The organism is Ochrobactrum sp. SFR4, assembly GCF_019730395.1.
GTDB lineage: Bacteria > Pseudomonadota > Alphaproteobacteria > Rhizobiales > Rhizobiaceae > Pseudochrobactrum.
In genome coordinates this window covers 1-279 of sequence record NZ_JAAPBB010000701.1, presented here as the reverse complement: position 1 = coordinate 279, position 279 = coordinate 1, and the positions used below count along the sequence as shown (strand labels likewise).

General features: G+C 57.0%; 1 pseudogene. It reads right to left on the bottom strand.

Features of this window, described 5'->3' with window-relative positions:
* Positions 1–279 (bottom strand): annotated as a pseudogene (locus tag HBA93_RS20865) (ABC transporter permease); the annotation flags it as partial.

Genomic DNA, 279 nt, shown 5'->3' with positions numbered 1-279 from the left:
CGCAAACATGGTAATCCACCACGGCATCGAGGCATCAAGCCACAGACAGACCAGCGCCACGCCAAGGCCGCCGATATAGGCCTGCCCCTCACCGCCAATGTTAAACAGCCCGCAATGAAACGCCACCGCAACGGCAAGACCGGCGAAGATAAAATTCGTGGCATAGAACAAGGTGTAGCCGATCCCCTCACCGGAACCGAAAGCACCCTTGACCATCAGCAATGCGGCATCCAGCGGATTTTCACCAACGAGCAGCACCACAAGACCGGCCATCAGAAA